The organism is Rubrivivax sp. JA1055 (assembly GCF_020966565.1).
In the GTDB taxonomy this organism is placed as follows: Bacteria; Pseudomonadota; Gammaproteobacteria; order Burkholderiales; family Burkholderiaceae_C; genus Rubrivivax; species Rubrivivax benzoatilyticus.
The window spans coordinates 163,639-181,983 of sequence record NZ_JAJKFP010000001.1 but is presented as its reverse complement, the minus strand read 5'-3'; the positions used below and the strand labels follow the sequence as shown (position 1 = coordinate 181,983).

At 72.4% G+C, this 18,345-nt stretch carries 8 protein-coding genes; 7 read left to right on the top strand and 1 reads right to left on the bottom strand.

Annotated features, from left to right (window positions below; all coding sequences use genetic code 11):
* Positions 1-242 precede the first annotated feature (242 nt).
* The 5 genes from LOC65_RS00755 to LOC65_RS00735 all read left to right on the top strand — a co-directional run bounded on the left by LOC65_RS00755 (position 243) and on the right by LOC65_RS00735 (position 4,534).
* Positions 243-920, top strand: a complete 678-nt coding sequence (locus LOC65_RS00755; RefSeq protein WP_009856493.1) for a PEP-CTERM sorting domain-containing protein — start codon at positions 243-245, stop codon at positions 918-920.
* Between the two features lie 181 nt (positions 921-1,101).
* A complete protein-coding gene (locus LOC65_RS00750; RefSeq protein WP_009856494.1) occupies positions 1,102-1,338 on the top strand; it encodes a hypothetical protein in 237 nt (78 codons plus the stop codon).
* A gap of 4 nt (positions 1,339-1,342) precedes the next feature.
* Positions 1,343-1,831 (top strand): YgjP-like metallopeptidase domain-containing protein, encoded by a 489-nt coding sequence (locus LOC65_RS00745; protein WP_230246222.1) that lies wholly within the window; start codon positions 1,343-1,345, stop codon positions 1,829-1,831.
* A 40-nt stretch (positions 1,832-1,871) separates the two neighbouring features.
* On the top strand, positions 1,872-3,293 hold the full coding sequence (gene dbpA / locus LOC65_RS00740; protein WP_230246219.1) for an ATP-dependent RNA helicase DbpA: 1,422 nt from the start codon (positions 1,872-1,874) through the stop codon (positions 3,291-3,293).
* The gene (locus tag LOC65_RS00735) at positions 3,290-4,534 is read left to right on the top strand and encodes a DEAD/DEAH box helicase (RefSeq protein WP_230246218.1); all 1,245 of its coding nucleotides are present in this window, start codon (positions 3,290-3,292) and stop codon (positions 4,532-4,534) included. The genes dbpA and LOC65_RS00735 overlap by 4 nt, the downstream gene beginning before the upstream one ends.
* On the opposite strand, the gene LOC65_RS00730 is transcribed toward LOC65_RS00735, so the two are convergent.
* Entirely contained in the window at positions 4,535-5,224 is a 690-nt protein-coding gene (locus tag LOC65_RS00730; RefSeq protein ID WP_230246217.1) for a hypothetical protein, read from the bottom strand. It lies immediately after the preceding gene.
* Between the two features lie 228 nt (positions 5,225-5,452).
* Between LOC65_RS00730 and LOC65_RS00725 the strand changes: the two genes are divergently transcribed.
* Entirely contained in the window at positions 5,453-7,138 is a 1,686-nt protein-coding gene (locus tag LOC65_RS00725; protein ID WP_230246216.1) for a ShlB/FhaC/HecB family hemolysin secretion/activation protein, read from the top strand.
* A 58-nt stretch (positions 7,139-7,196) separates the two neighbouring features.
* Entirely contained in the window at positions 7,197-18,332 is an 11,136-nt protein-coding gene (locus LOC65_RS00720) for an MBG domain-containing protein (RefSeq protein ID WP_230246214.1), read from the top strand.
* Positions 18,333-18,345 lie beyond the last annotated feature (13 nt).

The window sequence follows — 18,345 nt, the reverse complement described above, 5'->3', positions numbered from 1 at the left end:
GTGTTCTCGCTGAGCGTTCTCGGCGGCAGGTTGTACCAGGACGCCGGCCCGCCCGGTCGGCACGCTCGCGCGGGACCGGCCGCATCCGGCCTGTCGGCATCCTTGACACCGACCGGTTCGCAGCCTCGGCCCGCGGCCCCGCCGCTGCGGACAAACCCTTGTCACACCGGCGAAATCTGCCGCCCCGAGGTGGAGTGGCATGTCACGTGCTTTTGATGCAGGAAATCACGTTTGACACCGTCATGAACATCTTGCGCTGCACCTTGTCCGCTCTCGCCACCGTCGCCTGCGCTTCCGCGATCGCCGCGCCGGTCACGCCGACCTACGACCGCTTCGGCACGCTGCCGGGTGCCACCTTCGGCGGCAGCGGCATCCCGAACAACGCCGTGGCGGTGAAGGAATTCGAGAACGGCCTGACGCTCGGCCTGACCGCGCATCAGCGTTACGTCGGGCCGAACCTCGCCAACGACGGCGCCGGGACCTTCTTCGCGCCGGACGGGGTGTCGCAACAGTCGCCGTCGCCGGCGAACCCGTATGCGCTGTGGAACTTCGCGTACTACGTCAGCGGCCTGGACACCACCAGCTACTCGGTGCAGTTGCTGATCGACCGCGATCCGGCGGCCGGCACCGACCAGGCGGCGCACATCGGCGGCGCGTTCTCGGCGCTGCCGCTGATCCAGGACTCGTGGAACCTCGGCATGGACTTCCTCGAGGTGGGCAAGGCCTTCGACGCGTTCGCCGCCGGCGAGTACACGTTCGCCCTGGTCGCCTACTCCGCGGCCGGTGCCGAGATGGGCCGCAGCGCGATCCGCGTCGTCGTCGGCGAGCCCGGCAACGACGTGCCGGAACCGGCGACGCTGGCGCTGGCCGGCTTGGCGCTGTTCGGCGTCGCCGCCGCGAACCGCCGCCGCCGTCACTGAGCCGGCTGCCGCAGCGCCCGGCACGCCGGGCGGGCCGAGCCGGCGTTGCCGCTCGGGGCGCGGGCGGATCTTCGGGGCGCATGGGGCGCGACGGCCGCGGGGCCGGTCGTTGTCGTGAACACGGCCCGCTGCGGCCGCGGGCGGCGGACAATCGCCGGCTTTCGCGTCACCCCGCCCCCGCATGAAGACCTACGACATCGAAGTGCAGCGCCTGAAGTCCCTGCGTCACGACAAGGGCCTGATCGAGATCGGCGTCGACGCGCTGGTGCTGCCGCGCCCGGCGCGCGACGAAGGCGCCGCCGGCTCCTGTCTCAGCCTGCCGGTCGACCAGGCGCGGGCGCTGATGCTGCTGCTCAAGCAGCAGTTCGCCGAGCTCGACAAGCTGCAGCCGCGCAGCCGGCGCTCGGGCCGCTGCTGAGCCGGTGTCAGAACTCAAGTATCTGCAGTGCTACCCGCCCGACCTGCTGGCTCAGGTCCAGGCGCTGATCGCCGAAGGCCGGCTCGCCGACTACGTCGCGCGCCGCCACCCCGAGCCTTCGCCGGTGCGCAACGAGCGCGAGCTCTACGACTACGTCTGCGCGCTGAAGTCGCGGTTCATGAAGAGCGCGCCGCCGCTGTCCAAGGTCGTCTTCGACCCCAAGCTGCACGTCGTCAAGAACGCGCTGGGCACGCACACCGCGGTCTCGCGTGTGCAGGGCGGGCGGCTGCAGGCCAAACGCGAGATCCGCATCGCCGCGCTGTTCAAGGAGGCGCCGGCCGACTTCCTGCGCACGATCGCCGTGCACGAGCTGGCGCACCTGAAGGAGCGCGAGCACGACAAGGCCTTCTACGCGCTGTGCCGCCACATGGAGCCCGAGTACCCGACGCTGGAGTTCGAACTGCGGCTGTGGCTGACGGCGCGCGAACTCTGAAATCCCGGCGCCGGCCGGCCCTAGCCTCGACAATCGGGGCATGACCGAATCTCCCGCCGCGCCCGCCGGCCCCGCTTTCTCCACGCTGCCGCTGTCGCCGGCCGTGCTCGCCAACCTGCAGCAGCTGGGCTACGAGTGCATGACGCCGATCCAGGCCGCGGCGCTGCCGCCGGCGCTGGCCGGGCGCGACCTCATCGCCCAGGCCAAGACCGGCAGCGGCAAGACCGCGGCCTTTTCGCTGCCGCTGCTGGCCAGGCTCGACGCCAAGCGCTTTGCCACACAGGCGCTGGTGCTCTGCCCGACGCGTGAACTCGCCGAGCAGGTCTCGCAGGAGATCCGCCGCCTGGCGCGCGCCGAAGACAACGTCAAGGTGCTGACGCTGTGCGGCGGCGCCGCGATCCGGCCGCAGCTCGCCAGCCTGGAGCACGGTGCGCACGTCGTCGTCGGCACGCCGGGGCGTGTGCTCGACCACCTGGAGCGCGGCTCGCTGGCGCTGGAGGCGCTGACCACCTTCGTGCTCGACGAAGCCGACCGCATGCTCGACATGGGCTTCGCCGAGGACATCGCCGCCGTCGCGCGCCACTGCCCGCCGCCGAGCAAACGCCAGACGCTGCTGTTCTCGGCCACCTATCCGGACGACGTCGCCAAGCTCGCCGCGCGCTACCTGCGCGACCCGCAGGAAGTGCGTCTGGCCGAAACCCACGCCGCCAGCCAGATCGTCGAACGTTTCTACGAAGTGACCGAGAGCCAGCGCCTGCACGCCGTCGGCCTGCTGCTGCAGCGTTTCCGCCCCGAGAGCACGCTGGCCTTCTGCAACACCAAGCAGCAGTGCCGCGACCTGGTGGCGGTGCTGCAGGCACAAGGCATCGTCGCGCTGGAGCTGCACGGCGACCTGGAGCAGCGCGACCGCGACCAGGTGCTGGTGCGCTTCGCCCACCGCAGCGCCAGCGTGCTGGTGGCCACCGACGTCGCTGCGCGCGGGCTGGACATCAGCAAGCTCGAAGCGGTGATCAACGTCGACATCACGCCCGAGCCCGAGGTGCACACCCACCGCATCGGCCGCACCGGGCGCGCCGGCGAGAGCGGGCTGGTGTTCAACCTCGCCAGCCTCGACGAGATGGGGCGTGTCGGCCGCATCGACGAGATGCAGGGCCGGCAGAGCGTCTGGCATCCGCTGCCCGAGCTGGAAGCGGAACTGGCCAAGGCCGGGCCGCAGCCGCCGCTGCTGCCGCCGATGGTGACGCTGCAGATCCTCGGCGGCCGCAAGGAGAAGATCCGCCGCGGCGACGTGCTGGGCGCGCTGACCAAGGACCTGGGGCTGGAGGCGGCGGCGGTCGGCAAGATCGACGTCAACGACTTCTCGACCTACGTCTCGGTGCGCCGCGACCTCGCCGAGCAGGCGCTGCGCGGCCTGGCGCGCGGCAAGGTCAAGGGCCGCACCGTCAAGGCGCGGCGGCTGTGAGCGCGGGCTTCGCCGCCCTCGGGCTGACGCCGGCGCTGCAGCGCGCCTGCGCCGAGCTCGGTTTCAGCATTCCGACGCCGGTGCAGCAGCAGGCCATCCCGCCGGCGCTCGACGGCCAGGACCTCGTCGCGCGCGCGCCCACCGGCTCGGGCAAGACCGCGGCCTACGCGCTGGCGATGCTGCATCGCTTCGACATCACGCCGCGCGAAAGCCGGCGCGTCACGCGCGCGCTGCTGCTGGTGCCGACGCGCGAACTCGCGGTGCAGGCCGGCCAGACGCTGCGCGCGATGGCGCGCGAGATGGCCGAGCCGGTGAAGGTCGCCGTCGTCTTCGGCGGCGTCTCGGTGAACCCGCAGATGATGGGCCTGCGCGGCGGCGCCGAAGTCGTCGTCGCGACGCCGGGCCGGCTGCTGGACCTGGACGAGCGCAACGCGCTGACGCTGGGCGAGGTGCAGCTGCTGGTGCTCGACGAAGCCGACCGGCTGCTCGACGACGGTTTTGCCGACGAGCTGGAGCGTGTGCTGGCGCTGCTGCCGGCCGAGCGCCAGCAGTTGCTGTTCTCGGCGACCTTCCCGCCGCCGGTGCAGGCGCTGGCCACGCGCTTGCTGCACGCGCCGGTGCAGGTGGCGGTGGACGCCGCGCCCGAGGCCGGCGGCCCCGAGATCGAGCAGCACGCGGTCGAGGTCGACACCGCGCAGCGCACGCCGCTGCTGCGCCGGCTGCTGGCCACGCACGACTGGCCGCGGGTGCTGGTCTTCGTCGCCACGCGCCACGCCAGCGAGATGGTCGCGGCCAAGCTGCAGCGCGCCGGCATCGCCGCCGCGGCGCTGCACGGCGAGCTGAGCCAGGGCGCGCGCGCACGGGTGCTGGCCGAGCTGTCGCACGGCACGCTGCGTGTCGTGCTCGCCACCGACCTGGCGGCGCGCGGGCTGCACATCCCGGCGCTGGCCGCGGTGATCAACTACGACCTGCCGCGTTCGGCCGCCGACTACACGCACCGCATCGGCCGCACGGCACGCGCCGGCGCCAGCGGCGAAGCCTGGAGCTTCGTCACCGCGGCCAGCGAGGCGCATTTCCGCCTCATCGAGAAGCGCCAGGGCCGGCGCGTCGAACGCGAGCGTGTCGACGGTTTCGAGCCCACCGAGAGTGCCCCTGCCGCGCCCGCCGGCCACGGCGGCGTCAAGGGCCGGCGCAAGAGCCGCAAGGACAAGCTGCGCGAAGCGGCCGCGCGCGGGGCCTGATCAGCGGCGCAGCAGCGCCTTCGCGGCGTCGATGCGCTGCGCCAGCGGCGCCGCGGCGTCGCGCATCACCGACAGCAGGAAACGTTCGGCTTCGCGTTCGGGCGCCGAGCGCGGCTCGGGTGCACCCGGCGCCGTGGTCGCGTCCGGCGGCGCCAGCGTGCGCAAGGCGGCGGCCAGTTCATCGGCCGTGATCGGGCGCAGCGGCGCCAGCAGCGCGGCCTGGGCGTCGGCGCCCGGCGGCAGGTCCAGCCACGGGGTCTCGGTGAACAGCGGCGCCAGGTCGGGCGAGACCAGCGCCGCCCAGCGTTCGGGACCGACCTCGGTGCCGGGCAGGGCCGGCGGCGCGGCCTCGGGCGCCGGCCAGCAGCGCAGCCGGGCCGCGGGCAGTTCGTCGAGCCAGCGCCGGCGCAGGCCGTCGACCAGTGCGCTCGCCGTCGCGGCATCCACGGGCTGCTGCAGCGCGAACCAGAGCTGCAGGCCGTCGCGCCCCGACAGCACGATGGCCGGTGCCGGCAGCCCGAGTTCGTTCTGAACGCCGGCCCAGACCGCGCCGAGCAGTGCCGCGTCGACCGGGGCCACGAGTTCCAGCACCGCGCTGCGTACGCGGCCGGACGCGTCGGCCCAGGTGCCCGGCTCGCCCGGCGCGGCGCAGAGATGGAGGCGGAGGAGTTCGGTGTGCAGTCGGTTCATGGTGTCGTCGGCCGTGACTGTAGGCCATCGGCGGCGACGGCCTGCCGCGGGTGTGCACGCCCGACGCATCCCTTCGGTGGACTACGGGTTAATGCTAAAGGTGCGATTTATGGCCGCATTTCTCGTGACGCACCGAGACGCTTCAACTTAAGCTTTCCCTGATTCCCGGGCTTGACAGTGGCCGTCGCTGCTGATCCGGGTTTACTCTGGGTTCAGGGAGCCGAGTCGATGAACAACAAGACCCTGGGCGCCGTGGCTGCGGCCGCGCTGCTGGCCTGCGGCGCGCCGCAGGCGCAGACCCCGCCCGATGCCGGCACCCTGCTGCGTGATGCAGAGCGTGCGGCACCGCCGCCGCCACCGCCGCCGCCGACCACGGCCGCCCCCGCGGCCACCCCCGATGCGGCGCCCGGTGCCCGGGTCCAGGTGCTCGGCTTCCGCCTGCGCGGCGTGACGCTGTTGCCGGAGGCCGAGCTGCAGGTCCGGCTGGCGCCCTTCGTCGGCCAGCCGGCGAGCCTGGCCGACCTGCGCCGTGCCACCGACGCCGTGGCCCGCGCCTACCAGGACGCCGGCTACCTCGTGCGGGCCTTCCTGCCCGAGCAGGAGCTGCGCGACGGCGTCGTCACGATCGCGGTGCTCGAGGGCCGCCTGTCGGGCGTGCGTGTCGAGCAGGCGCCGCCGGGGCGCAACGTCGGCGAGCCGCGTGTGCTCGGCACGATGACGGCGCGCCAGAAGATCGGCGCGCCGGTGCGCGCCGACGAGGTGCAGCGCGCCATCGGCCTGCTCGACTCGCTGCCCGGCGTGCAGGCCAGCTCGGTGCTCGAACCCGGCGACCAGCCCGGCGAGACGCGCCTGGTGGTTGCGGTCGCCGACGAGCCGATGTTCGGCGGCCGGCTGCAGCTCGACAACGCCGGCACCCGGGCCAGCGGCGAGTGGCGCAGCACCGGCGCGCTGGAGATCAACAGCCCGCTGCGCTTCGGCGACCAGCTGCAGTTCTTCGCCAGCCACAGCGCCGGCTCGGACTACGGCAGCGCCGGCTACAACGCGCCGGTCGGCTACGACGGCTGGCGTGCCAGCGCCACCGTGTCGCGCCTGGCCTACGGCTACGACCTGAACAACACGCGCTACAGCGGCGGCGCGACGGCCTGGGCGGCGGCGGCGAACTACCCGCTGCTGCGCCGTGCCGGCGCTTCGCTGAGTCTGAGCCTGGCCTACGACCGCAAGGCCTTCGACAACGCCATCGCCGGCATCCAGCTCAGCGACAAGACCGTCGCCACGCGCACGCTGGCGCTGGGCGGCGACGCCGTCGACGGCTGGCTGGGCGGCGGCGTCACCCAGTTCTCGCTGTCGCTGGCCTTCGGCCGGCTGGACCTCGGCGGCAATGCCGCCGACCTCGCGGCCGACCAGTCCGCCGGCGGCCCCGACCGCGACGGCAGCTTCCGCACGCTGGGCTGGACGCTGACCCGGCTGCAGCGCCTGAGCGCCGCCGACACGCTGCAGCTGTCGCTGTCGGGCCAGCGCGCCAACCGCAACCTTGACTCGTCGCAGAAGTTCGGCGCCACCGGCACCTCGGCTGTGCGTGCGTACTCCAGCTCCGAGCCGTCGGCCGACGAGGGCCAGCTGGCCAGCCTCGAGTGGCGCCGCCTGGTGACGCCCGAGCTGACGCTGTCGCTGTTCCACGACCACGCCTGGCTGCGCCGCGACCGCGAGCGCAACGCCGCGACGCTGGACCCCAACCGCTACACGCTGTCCGGCAACGGCGTGGCCGCCAGCTGGAGCGGCCCGCAGCAGGTGCTGCTGCGCGCGGCGCTGTCGTGGCGCAACGGCCGCAACCCGGTCCGCAGCGCCGGAGGCGACGACGGCGACGGCACCCGTCGCGATCCGCGCCTCTTCGTCTCCTTCGTCAAGGCCTTCTGAGCCTGTCGAACCGCGTGCGGGTGCCCGCCCGCCGCCCCGCATCTTCTCGGAGTACCTCATGAACCACGGTCCCGGCGCCCTGAACCGCATCTATCGACTCGTCTGGAACGACAGCACCGGGGCCTGCGTCGCGGTCGCCGAAGGCACACGCTCGCGCGGCAAACGCAGCCGCGGCGTCGCCGGCGTCGTGCTCGGCGCCGGGCTGGTGCTCGGGCAGACGGCGGCCTGGGCGGCGCCGCCGGCGGCCAACGCGCTGCCGCAGGGCGGCCAAGTCGTCAGCGGCCAGGCGGCACTGCAGCAGCAGGGTGCGCGGCTGGACATCACGCAGGCCAGCCAGCGTGCGGCGATCAACTGGCTGAGCTTCGACGTCGGCAGCCAGGCGCTGGTGCAGATCCAGCAGCCGAACGCGCAGGCGGTGCTGCTCAACCGCGTCACCGGTGCCGACCCGTCGGCCATCCATGGGCGCCTCAGCGCCAACGGCCAGGTGCTGCTCGTCAACCCGAACGGCATCGTCTTCGGCCGCGGCTCGCGCGTCGACGTCGGCGGGCTGGTCGCCAGCACGCTGGACATCGCCGACGCCGACTTCGCCGCCGGCCGGCTGAAGTTCACGCGCGGGGACGGCGCCGGCAGCGTCGTCAACCAGGGCACGATCAACACCGCCGCCGGCGGTTACGCGGCGCTGCTGGCGCCCGAGGTCATCAACGAAGGCGTGGTCAGCGCGCGTCTGGGCACGGTGGCGCTGGCCGCCGGCGACGCGGTGACGCTGGACGTCGCCGGCAGCGAGCTGCTGGGCGTCAAGGTCGACCCGGCGACGGTGGCCGCGCTGGTCGAGAACCGCCAGCTCGTGCAGGCCGAAGGCGGCCGCGTGATCCTCAGCGCCGGTGCCGCGCAGCGATTGCGCGAGCAGGCGGTGGCCGGCGGCGGCGGTGCGACCGACATGCTCGTCGCCGCCGACGGCGCCGTTCGCCTGGTTGGCAACACCGGCAGCATCGTCGCGCAAGGCGGCCAGGTCACGCTCAGCGGCGGCAACGTCGATCTCGGCGGCAGTATCGCCGCGCGCGATGGCGGACGCCTCCTGGTGCAGGCCGACTATGTCGGCCAGTCGGGCACGCTGGACGTGTCGTCGGCGAAGGGCGCCGGCGGTGCGGTGCAGATTCAGGCCGACACGGTCATCCAGACCGCGCAGGCGCGGGTCACCGCCGACGGTGCGACGCGTGGCGGCAGCATCGCGGTGACCGGCAGCACCGGCGCCGAGGCCGACTCGTCGGTCTACAGCTCGGCGACCTTCAGCGCCCGCGGCGGCAACGGCGCCGGCGGCGACATCGCCGTGACCGCCGCCAGCGTGCAGCTGCGTGCGGCGACGCTCGATGCGAGCGGCGCGCAGGGCGGGCGCGTGCGCGTCGGCGGCGGCTTCCAGGGCGGCGACATCACGCTGGGCAACGCGACGACGGTCGGCGTCAACGCGTCGACCGTGCTGCGCGCCGATGCGGCCGGTGCACACGGCAACGGCGGGCAGGTGGTGGTCTGGTCCGACGACAAGACGCTGTTCGCCGGCCGCATCAGCGCGCGCGGCGGCAGCTTCGGTGGCGCGGGCGGGCAGGCCGAGGTCTCGGGCAAGCAGGACCTGGCATTCCAGGGCCTGGCCGACCTCAGCAGCCGCGACGGCCGCTCGGGCCGCCTGCTGCTCGACCCGCGCAACCTCATCGTCGACAACCTCGGCAGCGCGCTGGCCAGCCTGTCGATGAGCGACCCGACTCCCGACGCCACCAACGGCTTCGGCAGCTCGACGCAGGTGCTGCGCAACGGCCGCGTCGTCGTCACCGCGCCGGGCGCGGACACCGGCGCGGTCAACGACACCGGCGCCGTCTACCTGTTCGACAGCTCGACCGGCGCGTTGCTCAGCAATCTGCGCGGCAGCCACGCCGGCGACAAGGTCGGCAGCGGCGGCGTCACCGTGCTGAGCAATGACAACTACCTCGTGCGCAGCCCCGAGTACGGCACCGTCACCGGCGTCACCGTCACGAACTTCCTTTCCGACGAAGGCACCGGGACCCGTACCGCGCCGACGGCGCCGAACTACTACGCGTTGCAGACCGGCACGAGCGCCTCGGCGGGCGCGATCACCTGGCAGAGCAAGTCCGGCAGCGGCTCCAGCCTCGTCAGCGCGAGCAACAGCCTGGTCGGCGACACCTCGAACACCGACAGCATGGTGCCGCACGGCTACAGCGGCCTCACGGTGACCAATCCGGCGGCGGTCACGGTCACGGCCAACGACCGCCTGGGCGGCGCCGACGTGCTCAGCGGCACGAAGGTGGCCCGCCCCGGCACGCGCATCGTCGAGCTGGCCGACGGGAACGTCGCCATCGCGGCGCCGACCTGGTTCAACGGCCGCGGCGCAGTGGTCTGGATGGACGGTGACACCGGTGCGCTGTCCACCGGCGCGGCCGGGGCAACGGTCTCGGCCAGCACGGCGCTGGTCGGCTCGACGCCGAACCGCACGCTGGCTCCGGTGTCGACCGCGACCGACGGGACGAAGGTCTACGTGGTCGGTGCCGACGAGCTGAACAGCACCGGGACCAACGAGCTGACGCGTCTCGGCGCCTCGGCCTACTACAACTACACCGACGCCAACCAGAACCGGCGCACGACACCGCCCGGTGCCGCCGGCGACATGGTCGGCAGCCTGCTGACGGTCCTGCCCGGCGGCGCTTACGTGGTCAACTCGCCGTTGTGGTCGAACGGCTCGGCGGTGTATGCCGGTGCCGTGACCTACGGCGCCGCGGGTGGCGGCAGCGTCGGCGCGGTCGGTGGCGCGAACAGTCTGGTGGGCAGCAGCGCCTACGACTTCGTCGGCAGTGGCGGCGTCGCCAAGGTCGGCAGCAGCAGCCAGAACTATGTCGTCGTCAGCCCTTATTGGTCGGGCAACGGCAACGCGGCCGCCGGACGTTTCCTGGAGAACGACCCGAACGGTGCCGTCACCTGGGTCGACGGCAGCAATGGCCAACCGTTCGGCGCCGGCACCCGCGGCGTGGCCGTCGGGGCCGGCAACAGCCTGGTCGGCGCTGCCGGTGACGGGCTCGGCGCGTACTCGAACATCGAGTCGGCCCTCTACACGAGCTACGAGTACAACTCGACGACCTATGCGTCGAGCTTCCAGACCGCGCTGCGCACGACGGTCTCGCTGACCGACGGCCTGCGCGTGCTGGCCAACGGCAACTACCTCGCGGTCGACACCTCGTGGAACGGAACGCGTGGCGCCGTCACCTTCGGCAGCGGTGACAGCGGCGTGGCCGGCACCGTGTCGGCGGCCAACAGCCTCGTCGGCAGCACCGTCGGTGACAACGTCGGCAAGACCGTCACCGAGCTGTCCGACAGCCATTACGTCGTGGCGTCGCCGACCTGGAGCAACGGCGCGACCGCGCAGGTCGGCGGCGTGACCTGGGGTTCGGGCACGGCGGGCGTCTCGGGGGCGCTGTCGTCGTCGAACAGCCTGATCGGCAGCGGCGCCTACGACCAGGTGGGCGTCGGCGGCGTGCTGGCCGTCGGCGACGCCGACAGCAACGGGCGGCGTGCCAACTACATCGTGCTGAGCCCGCAATGGGGCAACCGCGGCGGCAACGAGCGCACGACCGTCGCCTACGGCGCGGTCACCTGGGGCAGCGGCAGCGGCGGCGTCGCCGGCACGGTGTCGGCCGGCAACAGCCTGGTCGGGAACTCCGCCGGCGACTACGTCGGCAGCTACCACTACGGCGACAACCGCAGCTACGACTCCACCAACAGCTTCTTCGCCACCGACGGCACGACCTTCGTCATGGCTTCGCCGACCGCGTGGGCGGCCAACCTGGCGGCGACCGTGGACGTGCTGGACAACGGCAGCTACGTCGTGCGCAGCCCGAGCTGGGGCGGCGGCAAGGGCGCCGTGACCTGGGGCTCGGGCAGCGCCGGTGTCAGCGGGACGGTCGACAGCTCCAACAGCCTGGTCGGCAGCACGGCCGACGGCTACACGACCGTCACGACGAGCGACGGCTCGCGCAGCTTCTATGACATCAACGGGATCCTGCGCAGCGCGACGTTCTCGCGCGATACGACCTACCTGACGACGACCGGCGACCACGTTGGCCTGCTCGGGCAGGCGCTCAGCGGCGGCCGCTACATGGCCGTGAGCCCGTCCTGGGGCAATGGGCGCGGCGCGCTCAGCATGGTCGGCGCAGGCACCGTCGGGACCGTCGGCGTGGCCAACAGCGTCGTCGGCAGCACGCCTGACGTCTACACCGACGCCAACCACACGACGCTGGTCAGCGCGGGCGACCGGCTCGGCACGCTGCCGAGCCTCAGCCTCGTCACCGTGCCGTACACGAGCACCGGCAGCGCTGCCGGGACGACCTACGTCATCGGCGATTCGACGTCGCGTCAGGTCGGTCTCTACTACATGAACCACACGGTGACGACGGGCACGCCGTCGAACACGACCTACAAGGGCAGCACCGGATTCACCTACAACGCGCTCTCGGACTGGTACCTCACGGCCTTCACGCTGAACATGTACCCGCTCGTCAAGGAGCTGTCGAACGGGGCCGTCCTCGTCGGCAGCGCCGGGTGGAACAACGGCAGCGCGCTCAACGCGGGCGCCGTGACCTGGTTCAGCGCCAGCGGGCAGCTGTCCGACGGCAGCAGCGGCGGCACGCTCTCGGATGTCAACAGCGTCGTCGGCAGCCACACGCGTGACTGGCTCGGCTACCGCCTGCCGGTGGACGGTGTCATCGAGCTGAAGGGCCCCAACGCCGGCAACTTCGTGCTGGTCAACTCGCAGTGGTGGGATGGCCGCGGCGCCGTGACCTGGGGCAGCGGCACCTCGGGCGCCGCCGGCACCGTCTCGGCGGCCAACAGTCTGGTCGGGAGCAAGGCCGACACGCGGCCCGCGACCACGCTCGTCGCGCGGGCGGTCTACAACAACGGCACCGGCGTGGCCTACAACACCTGGGCCGTGCGTGACAACACGACCGGGCAGACCGCCGGTGCCGTCACCCGCGACGGCGACCGCATCGGCCAGGGCGGCGTTTACGCGCTGGCCGACGGCAACGTCGCCATCTCCTCGCCGTTCTGGGACCACAGCAACGCCAGCTACACGAACAACGTCTATCTCGGCTACGGCGCGCCGAAGTCCAAGGGCGCGGTGACCTGGATGAACGGCGGCAGCGGCCAGCTGTTCGGCGGCGACGCCGGCGGCACCGTCAGTGCCGCCAACTCGCTGGTCGGCAGCTCGTATGGCGATGCGGTGTCGTGGGCGGTGTGGGAGCAGGGCAGCCCGTCGCTGACCGCCAGCTTCCTGATGCCCGGGGTCACCGCATTGTCCGATGGCGCGTACGTCGTTGCCAGCCCCTACTGGGCCAACGGCGCCGCCACCGCGGCCGGCGCGGTGACCCACGTCTCCGCCGGCGGCATGGCCGGTGCGGTCGGCACCGGCAACAGCCTCGTCGGCAGCACGGCCAACGACCACGTCGGTCTGAGCACCGGCATCCGTGTCGGCGCGACCGGCACGAACCGCAAGGTCATCTCCGGCGTGACCGTCGTGAACGTCTGGAATCCGCTGGCGAACGCCTACGAGACCAACTACTTCGTGCGCTCGCCCGACTGGGCCAACCTGGCCGATCCGACCGGCGGCCTGCGGGCCGGCGCGCTGACCTGGGTGGACGGCTCGACCGGCCTGGCGGCCGGCGAGAACTCGCGCGGCGCGGTCGTCTCGGTCACCAACAGCCTGGTCGGCAGCACTGCAGGCGACAAGGTCGGCAGCCATCTGTCGCTCGTCTCCGGCACGGTCGGCGGCAACAGGGTCACGACCGGCGATCTGCTGATGTTCAGCAACATCGCCGACTGCGACATCCCCGGCGTCGGCGCCATCACCCTGATCTCGGGGCTCACCGGCGCGACCGGCCCGGTCGGCTGGCGCAACAGCGTGGTCGGCCTGGCGCCGACCGCCGACGGCCTGAACACGAGCAGCTTCTCCGGCGGCACGAACCTGCAGAACTACGTCAGCGACGTCCAGTACGCGCTGCTGCCGACCGCCGTGACCGCGTCCGAGACGGTGGCGTACCGGCCGCTGGTCTGGGCCGCACCCAACACCACGAGCGGCAAGAACGCGTCGCAGGTGATGGCGCTGACGCTGGTCGCCGACGACCTCGCGCAGCCGCGCAATGCCGACCAGATCAACGGCAACGCCGGCAACCTGAACTGGGGCAGCGCCGGCTTTGCCGGCGATGCCGCCGGGTTCGGTGCGCTGGGCGGCAGCGGCGGCTTGCTGGGCTTCTCGGCCAGCCTCGGTGCCGATGTCGTGCTGACCCCGGCCACGCTGACCGCGATGCTCGACGCCGGCACCGACGTCACGCTGCAGGCCAGCCGCGACATCACGGTCGTGCGCGACCTGATCGTCAGTGCCGGCGGACTCGGCGGCGACCTGACGCTGGAGGCGGGGCGCTCGATCCTGCTGTACGGCCACGTCCAGACCGACAACGGCGACTTCACCGCGATCGCCAACCAGAACCTGTCCGCCGGCGTCGTCGCCAACGACTGCCCGTCGTGCTCGGCGTCGCTGACGATGGCGCCCGGCAGCCGCATCGATACCGGCACCGGCGCCTTGTCGCTGCGCCTGCTCGACAGCGACAAGGCGAGCGACGTCGCGGGCGCCATCACGGTCTCGCAACTCGCGGGGCGGTCCATCTCGGTGGTGAACCAGGGCCTGAACGCCAGCTCGCAGGGCATGGGCATCCGCTTCACCAGCGGCTCCAGTGTCGGCGACGCCGACACCGAGGCCGTCGAACTGGCGGCCGGCGGCAACAGCGGCGTCACCAACGGCGGCATCGTGCTGGCCGCCGACACGACGATCAACGGCGCCAGCAACGCCGAGCTGAAGGTTCGTGCGTCGTCGGCGAGCACCGACCTCAGCCTCGGCGGCAGCGTGCTCGGCGGTGCTGCGCTGACGCTCAGCGCGGCGCAGATCGGCGCCATCCTGAAGCAGAGCAGCGGCTTCGACGTCATCCAGTTCGGCAGCAACGATCAGGGCGGCGTCACGACGCTGGGCGCGCTGGACTTCACCCAGGCCTCGATGCTGCGCGGCGCGAGCACGCTGGATGCCAACCTGCGCCTGTCCGGCGGCGCCGGCGGCATCGTGGTCGGCAGCACGCTGAAGTCGGGCGTCGCCGATGGCCGCCAGCTCGAGCTCTTCACCTACGACGGCACGATCACGCTGGGTGCCAGCTCGGCGATCACCGCCAGCACCGGCGATCTGCGCTTCAGCAGCTTCGGCGGCGGCGTCACGCAGGCCTCCGGCAGCACGATCAACGCGGCGGCGATGCGTTTCGGCGGCGACGCCACGGCCGTGCTCACCGCCGGCGACAACACCATCGGCAACCTGGCCGGCAACTTCGGCAGCCTGGACATCAAGACCACCAGCAGCACCGCGGTGCATGCCGACGGCCTGGCCGCTGACCATGGCCTCAGGCTGCAGGCCAGCGGCGCCAGCAGCGACATCACGCTCGCCGGCACCGTCGCCAACGGCAGCGGCGACCTGGTGCTGGCTGCCGGTCGCCACTTCGTCAACAACACCGCCGTCGACACCGGTCTCGACGCCGGCACTGGCCGCTACCTCGTCTACTCGACCAGCCCCAGCGGCACGACCGAGGGCATGACGGGCTACGACAAGCACTATGCCCAGAGCTACAGCGCCGGCAGCACGCCGGCCTACGCGGCCAGCGGCGACTGGTTCCTCTACAGCGTCTCGCCGACGCTGACGGTGAGCGCCGGCAGCGGCAGCAGCGTCGTCTACGGCAGCAACGCGTCGACGCCGGCGGTGTCTATCACCGGCTTCATTGACGACGACACCGTCGCCAGCGCGACGACCGGCTCGCTGGACACCAGCCTGTCGAGCTACACCGCCAGCGGCGCCGGCTACATCCCGGTGGGCAGCTACACGCTGGCGCTCAACGGCCAGGGCACGTTCACGAGCAGCCTGGGCTACACGATCAGCGTGACGACGGGTTCGAGCACGCTGACCGTCACGCCCAAGGCGATCAACGTCAGCGGTCTGAGCGCCAACGACAAGGTCTACGACGGCACGACGGCCACCACCGTCAGCGGCACGGCGGCGATCGTCGGCGGCGGCAGCGTCAGCGGCGACGGCAAGTACCTGAGCAACGACGTGGTCTCGCTGTCCGGCACCGCCTCCGGCGCCTTTGCCGACCGCCATGTCGGCGACAACAAGTCGGTCACGCTGTCGGGCCTGACGCTCGGCGGCGCCGACGCCGGCAACTACACGATCAGCACCGACTCGGTGACCGCCGACATCACGCCGAAGACGCTGACCGTCAGCGGCCTGAGCGTGGCGTCGAGCAAGGTCTACGACGGTTCGACCACGGCCACCGTCAGCGGCAGCGGCAGCCTGCTGGCCGCGCAGGCCGCCGGCAGCGGCAGCACCGGCGACGGCCGGGCCTACAGCGGTGACACGATCGCGCTGTCCGGCACCGCCACCGGCAGCTACAACGACGCCACGGTCGCCGGTGCCAACACCGTCAGCTTCGGCGGCCTGACGCTCAGCGGCGCCGAGGCCGGCAACTACGTGCTGGCCCTGGGCAGCCAGGCGGCGACGATCACGCCCAAGGCGCTGACCGTCACCGGCCTGACGGCGCAGAACAAGGTCTACGACGCGACGACGACCGCCAGCTTCGGCGGCACGGCGGCGCTGTCCGGTGTCGTCGGCAGCGACGCGGTGTCGCTCACCGGCACGCTGGCGGCCAGCTTCGGCACCGCCGATGCCGGCACGAACAAGAGCATCACGACCAGCGGCCTGTCGCTCACCGGCGCGGCGGCCGGCAACTACTCGCTGACCGCGCTGACGGCCCAGGCCGACATCACGGCGCGCACGCTGGACGTCACGGCGCTCGACCGCTCCAAGACCTACGGCGATGCCGACCCGACGCTGGGCTTCAGCGTCGGCGGCCTGGGCCTGGTCGGCGGCGACAGCGCGGCCGACGTCTTCGCCGGGCTGCTGAGCACCGTCATCGGGGCCTCGGCCACGGCCGGCACGCATGCGATCACCCAGGGCACGCTGGCCGTGGCCGACGGCAACTACCAGCTCGGCACGTTCACTGCCGGCACGCTGACGGTGGCCAAGGCGCAGCTGGACGTGACGGCGGGCGACCGCAGCAAGGTCTACGGCGCGGCCGACCCGACGCTGGGTTACACGGTGGATGCCGCCGACCTGAAGTACGCCGACACGGCGGCGGTGGTCAGCGGGGTCTCGCTGAACACGGCCACCGGCGCGGCGGCGACGGCGGGCACGCATGTCATCGCGGCCAGCGGCGGCGCGGCGTCCAACTACGACATCGTGCTGCACGACGGCACGCTGACGGTGGACAAGGCGCAGCTGGCGGTGACGGCCAACGACGCGAACAAGGTCTACGGCGCGGCCGACCCGACGCTGGGCTACAGCGTTGATGCGAGCGGGCTGAAGTACGCCGACACGGCGGCGGTGGTCAGCGGGGTTTCGCTGAACACGGCCACCGGCGCGGCGGCGACGGCGGGCACGCATGTCATCGCGGCCAGCGGCGGCGCGGCGTCCAACTACGACATCGTGCTGCACGACGGCACGCTGACGGTGGCCAAGGCGCAGCTGGCGGTGACGGCCAACGACGCGAACAAGGTCTACGGCGCGGCCGATCCGACGCTGGGCTACAGCGTCGATGCGAGCGGGCTGAAGTACGCCGACACGGCGGCGGTGGTCAGCGGGGTCTCGCTGGCGACGGCCACCGGCGCGGCGGCGACGGCGGGCACGCACGTCATCACCGCCGGCGGCGGCAGCGCGTCGAACTACGAGCTGCAGTACGTCGGCGGCACGCTGACGGTGGCCAAGGCACAGCTGGATGTGACGGCCAACGACGCGAACAAGGTCTACGGCGCGGCCGATCCGACGCTGGGCTACAGCGTCGATGCGAGCGGGCTGAAGTACGCCGACACGGCGGCGGTGGTCAGCGGGGTTTCGCTGAACACGGCCACCGGCGCGGCGGCGACGGCGGGCACGCACGTCATCGCGGCCAGCGGCGGCGCGGCGTCCAACTACGACATCGTGCTGCACGACGGCACGCTGACGGTGGCCAAGGCGCAGCTGACGGTGAGCGCCGACGACAAGTCCAAGATCGCCGGTGAACGCGACCCGGTGCTGAGCTACACCATCGACATCGGCCAGCTGCATTACACCGACACCGTGGCGGTCGTCAGCGGGGTGCAACTCACCGCGCCGGGCGGCGCCGGGCTGACGCCGGGGCAGTACGCCATCGTCGCCTCCGGTGGCAGCGCGGACAACTACGCGCTGCAGTACGTCGACGGCACGTTGACGGTCAAGCCGTCGTCCAACGTCAACTCCGAGAAGCTGACCGACCAGGTGGCACCGGAGGCCGGCACCGGCTCGGCGCCGATCACGACGCTGCCGCCCGTGGGTGGTGCGCCGGCCCCGGCGATCGGTCAGCCTGGCTCGCTGGTCGTCGTCGGCGGCGGTGTCTCCGGTGGCGGCGACGCTCTCGGTGGCCCGGCTCCGGGCGGCTCGCCTGCCGCCGGCACTGGCACTGGCACCGGCACCGGCACCGGCACCGGCACTGGCACTGGCACTGGCACTGGCACTGGCACTGGCACTGGCACTGGCACTGGCACTGGCACTGGCACTGGCACTGGCACCGGCACCGGCACTGGCACTGGCACTGGCACTGGCACTGGCACTGGCACTGGCACTGGCACTGGCACCGGCTCCGGCACCAGCACCGGCACCGGTACCGGCACCAGCGACTCCGGCACCGGCGTTTCGGGCTCGTCCGGCAGCACCTCGTCGGCGGGCGCGGCGCCGTCGTCCGCCGGCACGTCCTCTCTGCTCGTCGTCGAGCCGCAGAGCCAGGTGCGTGTGGCGCCGGAGACCGGCTTCCGCTTCGACGCCAGCACCAGCTTCGAGACCCCGCCCGACACGCGGCTGAGCTACAGCGCGCGGCTGGCCGACGGTTCGCCGCTGCCGCCGTGGATGTCGCTGGACACCGCCACCGGCGTGCTCAGCGGCATCGCCCCGGCCGGTGCGCCGGCGATGCTGGAGGTGGTGGTGACCGCGCAGACCGAGGCCGGCGATTCGGCGGCGACAGTCGTGCGCGTCGAGGCGGGGCGCTGAGCCTGCGCCCGTC

Coding starts and splice junctions, on each gene's coding strand:
- LOC65_RS00755 (WP_009856493.1), top strand. CDS start 243: ATGAACATCTTGCGCTGCACCTTGTCCGCTCTCGCCACCGTCGCCTGC.
- LOC65_RS00750 (WP_009856494.1), top strand. CDS start 1,102: ATGAAGACCTACGACATCGAAGTGCAGCGCCTGAAGTCCCTGCGTCAC.
- dbpA (WP_230246219.1), top strand. CDS start 1,872: ATGACCGAATCTCCCGCCGCGCCCGCCGGCCCCGCTTTCTCCACGCTG.
- LOC65_RS00730 (WP_230246217.1), bottom strand. CDS start 5,224: ATGAACCGACTGCACACCGAACTCCTCCGCCTCCATCTCTGCGCCGCG.
- LOC65_RS00725 (WP_230246216.1), top strand. CDS start 5,453: ATGAACAACAAGACCCTGGGCGCCGTGGCTGCGGCCGCGCTGCTGGCC.
- LOC65_RS00720 (WP_230246214.1), top strand. CDS start 7,197: ATGAACCACGGTCCCGGCGCCCTGAACCGCATCTATCGACTCGTCTGG.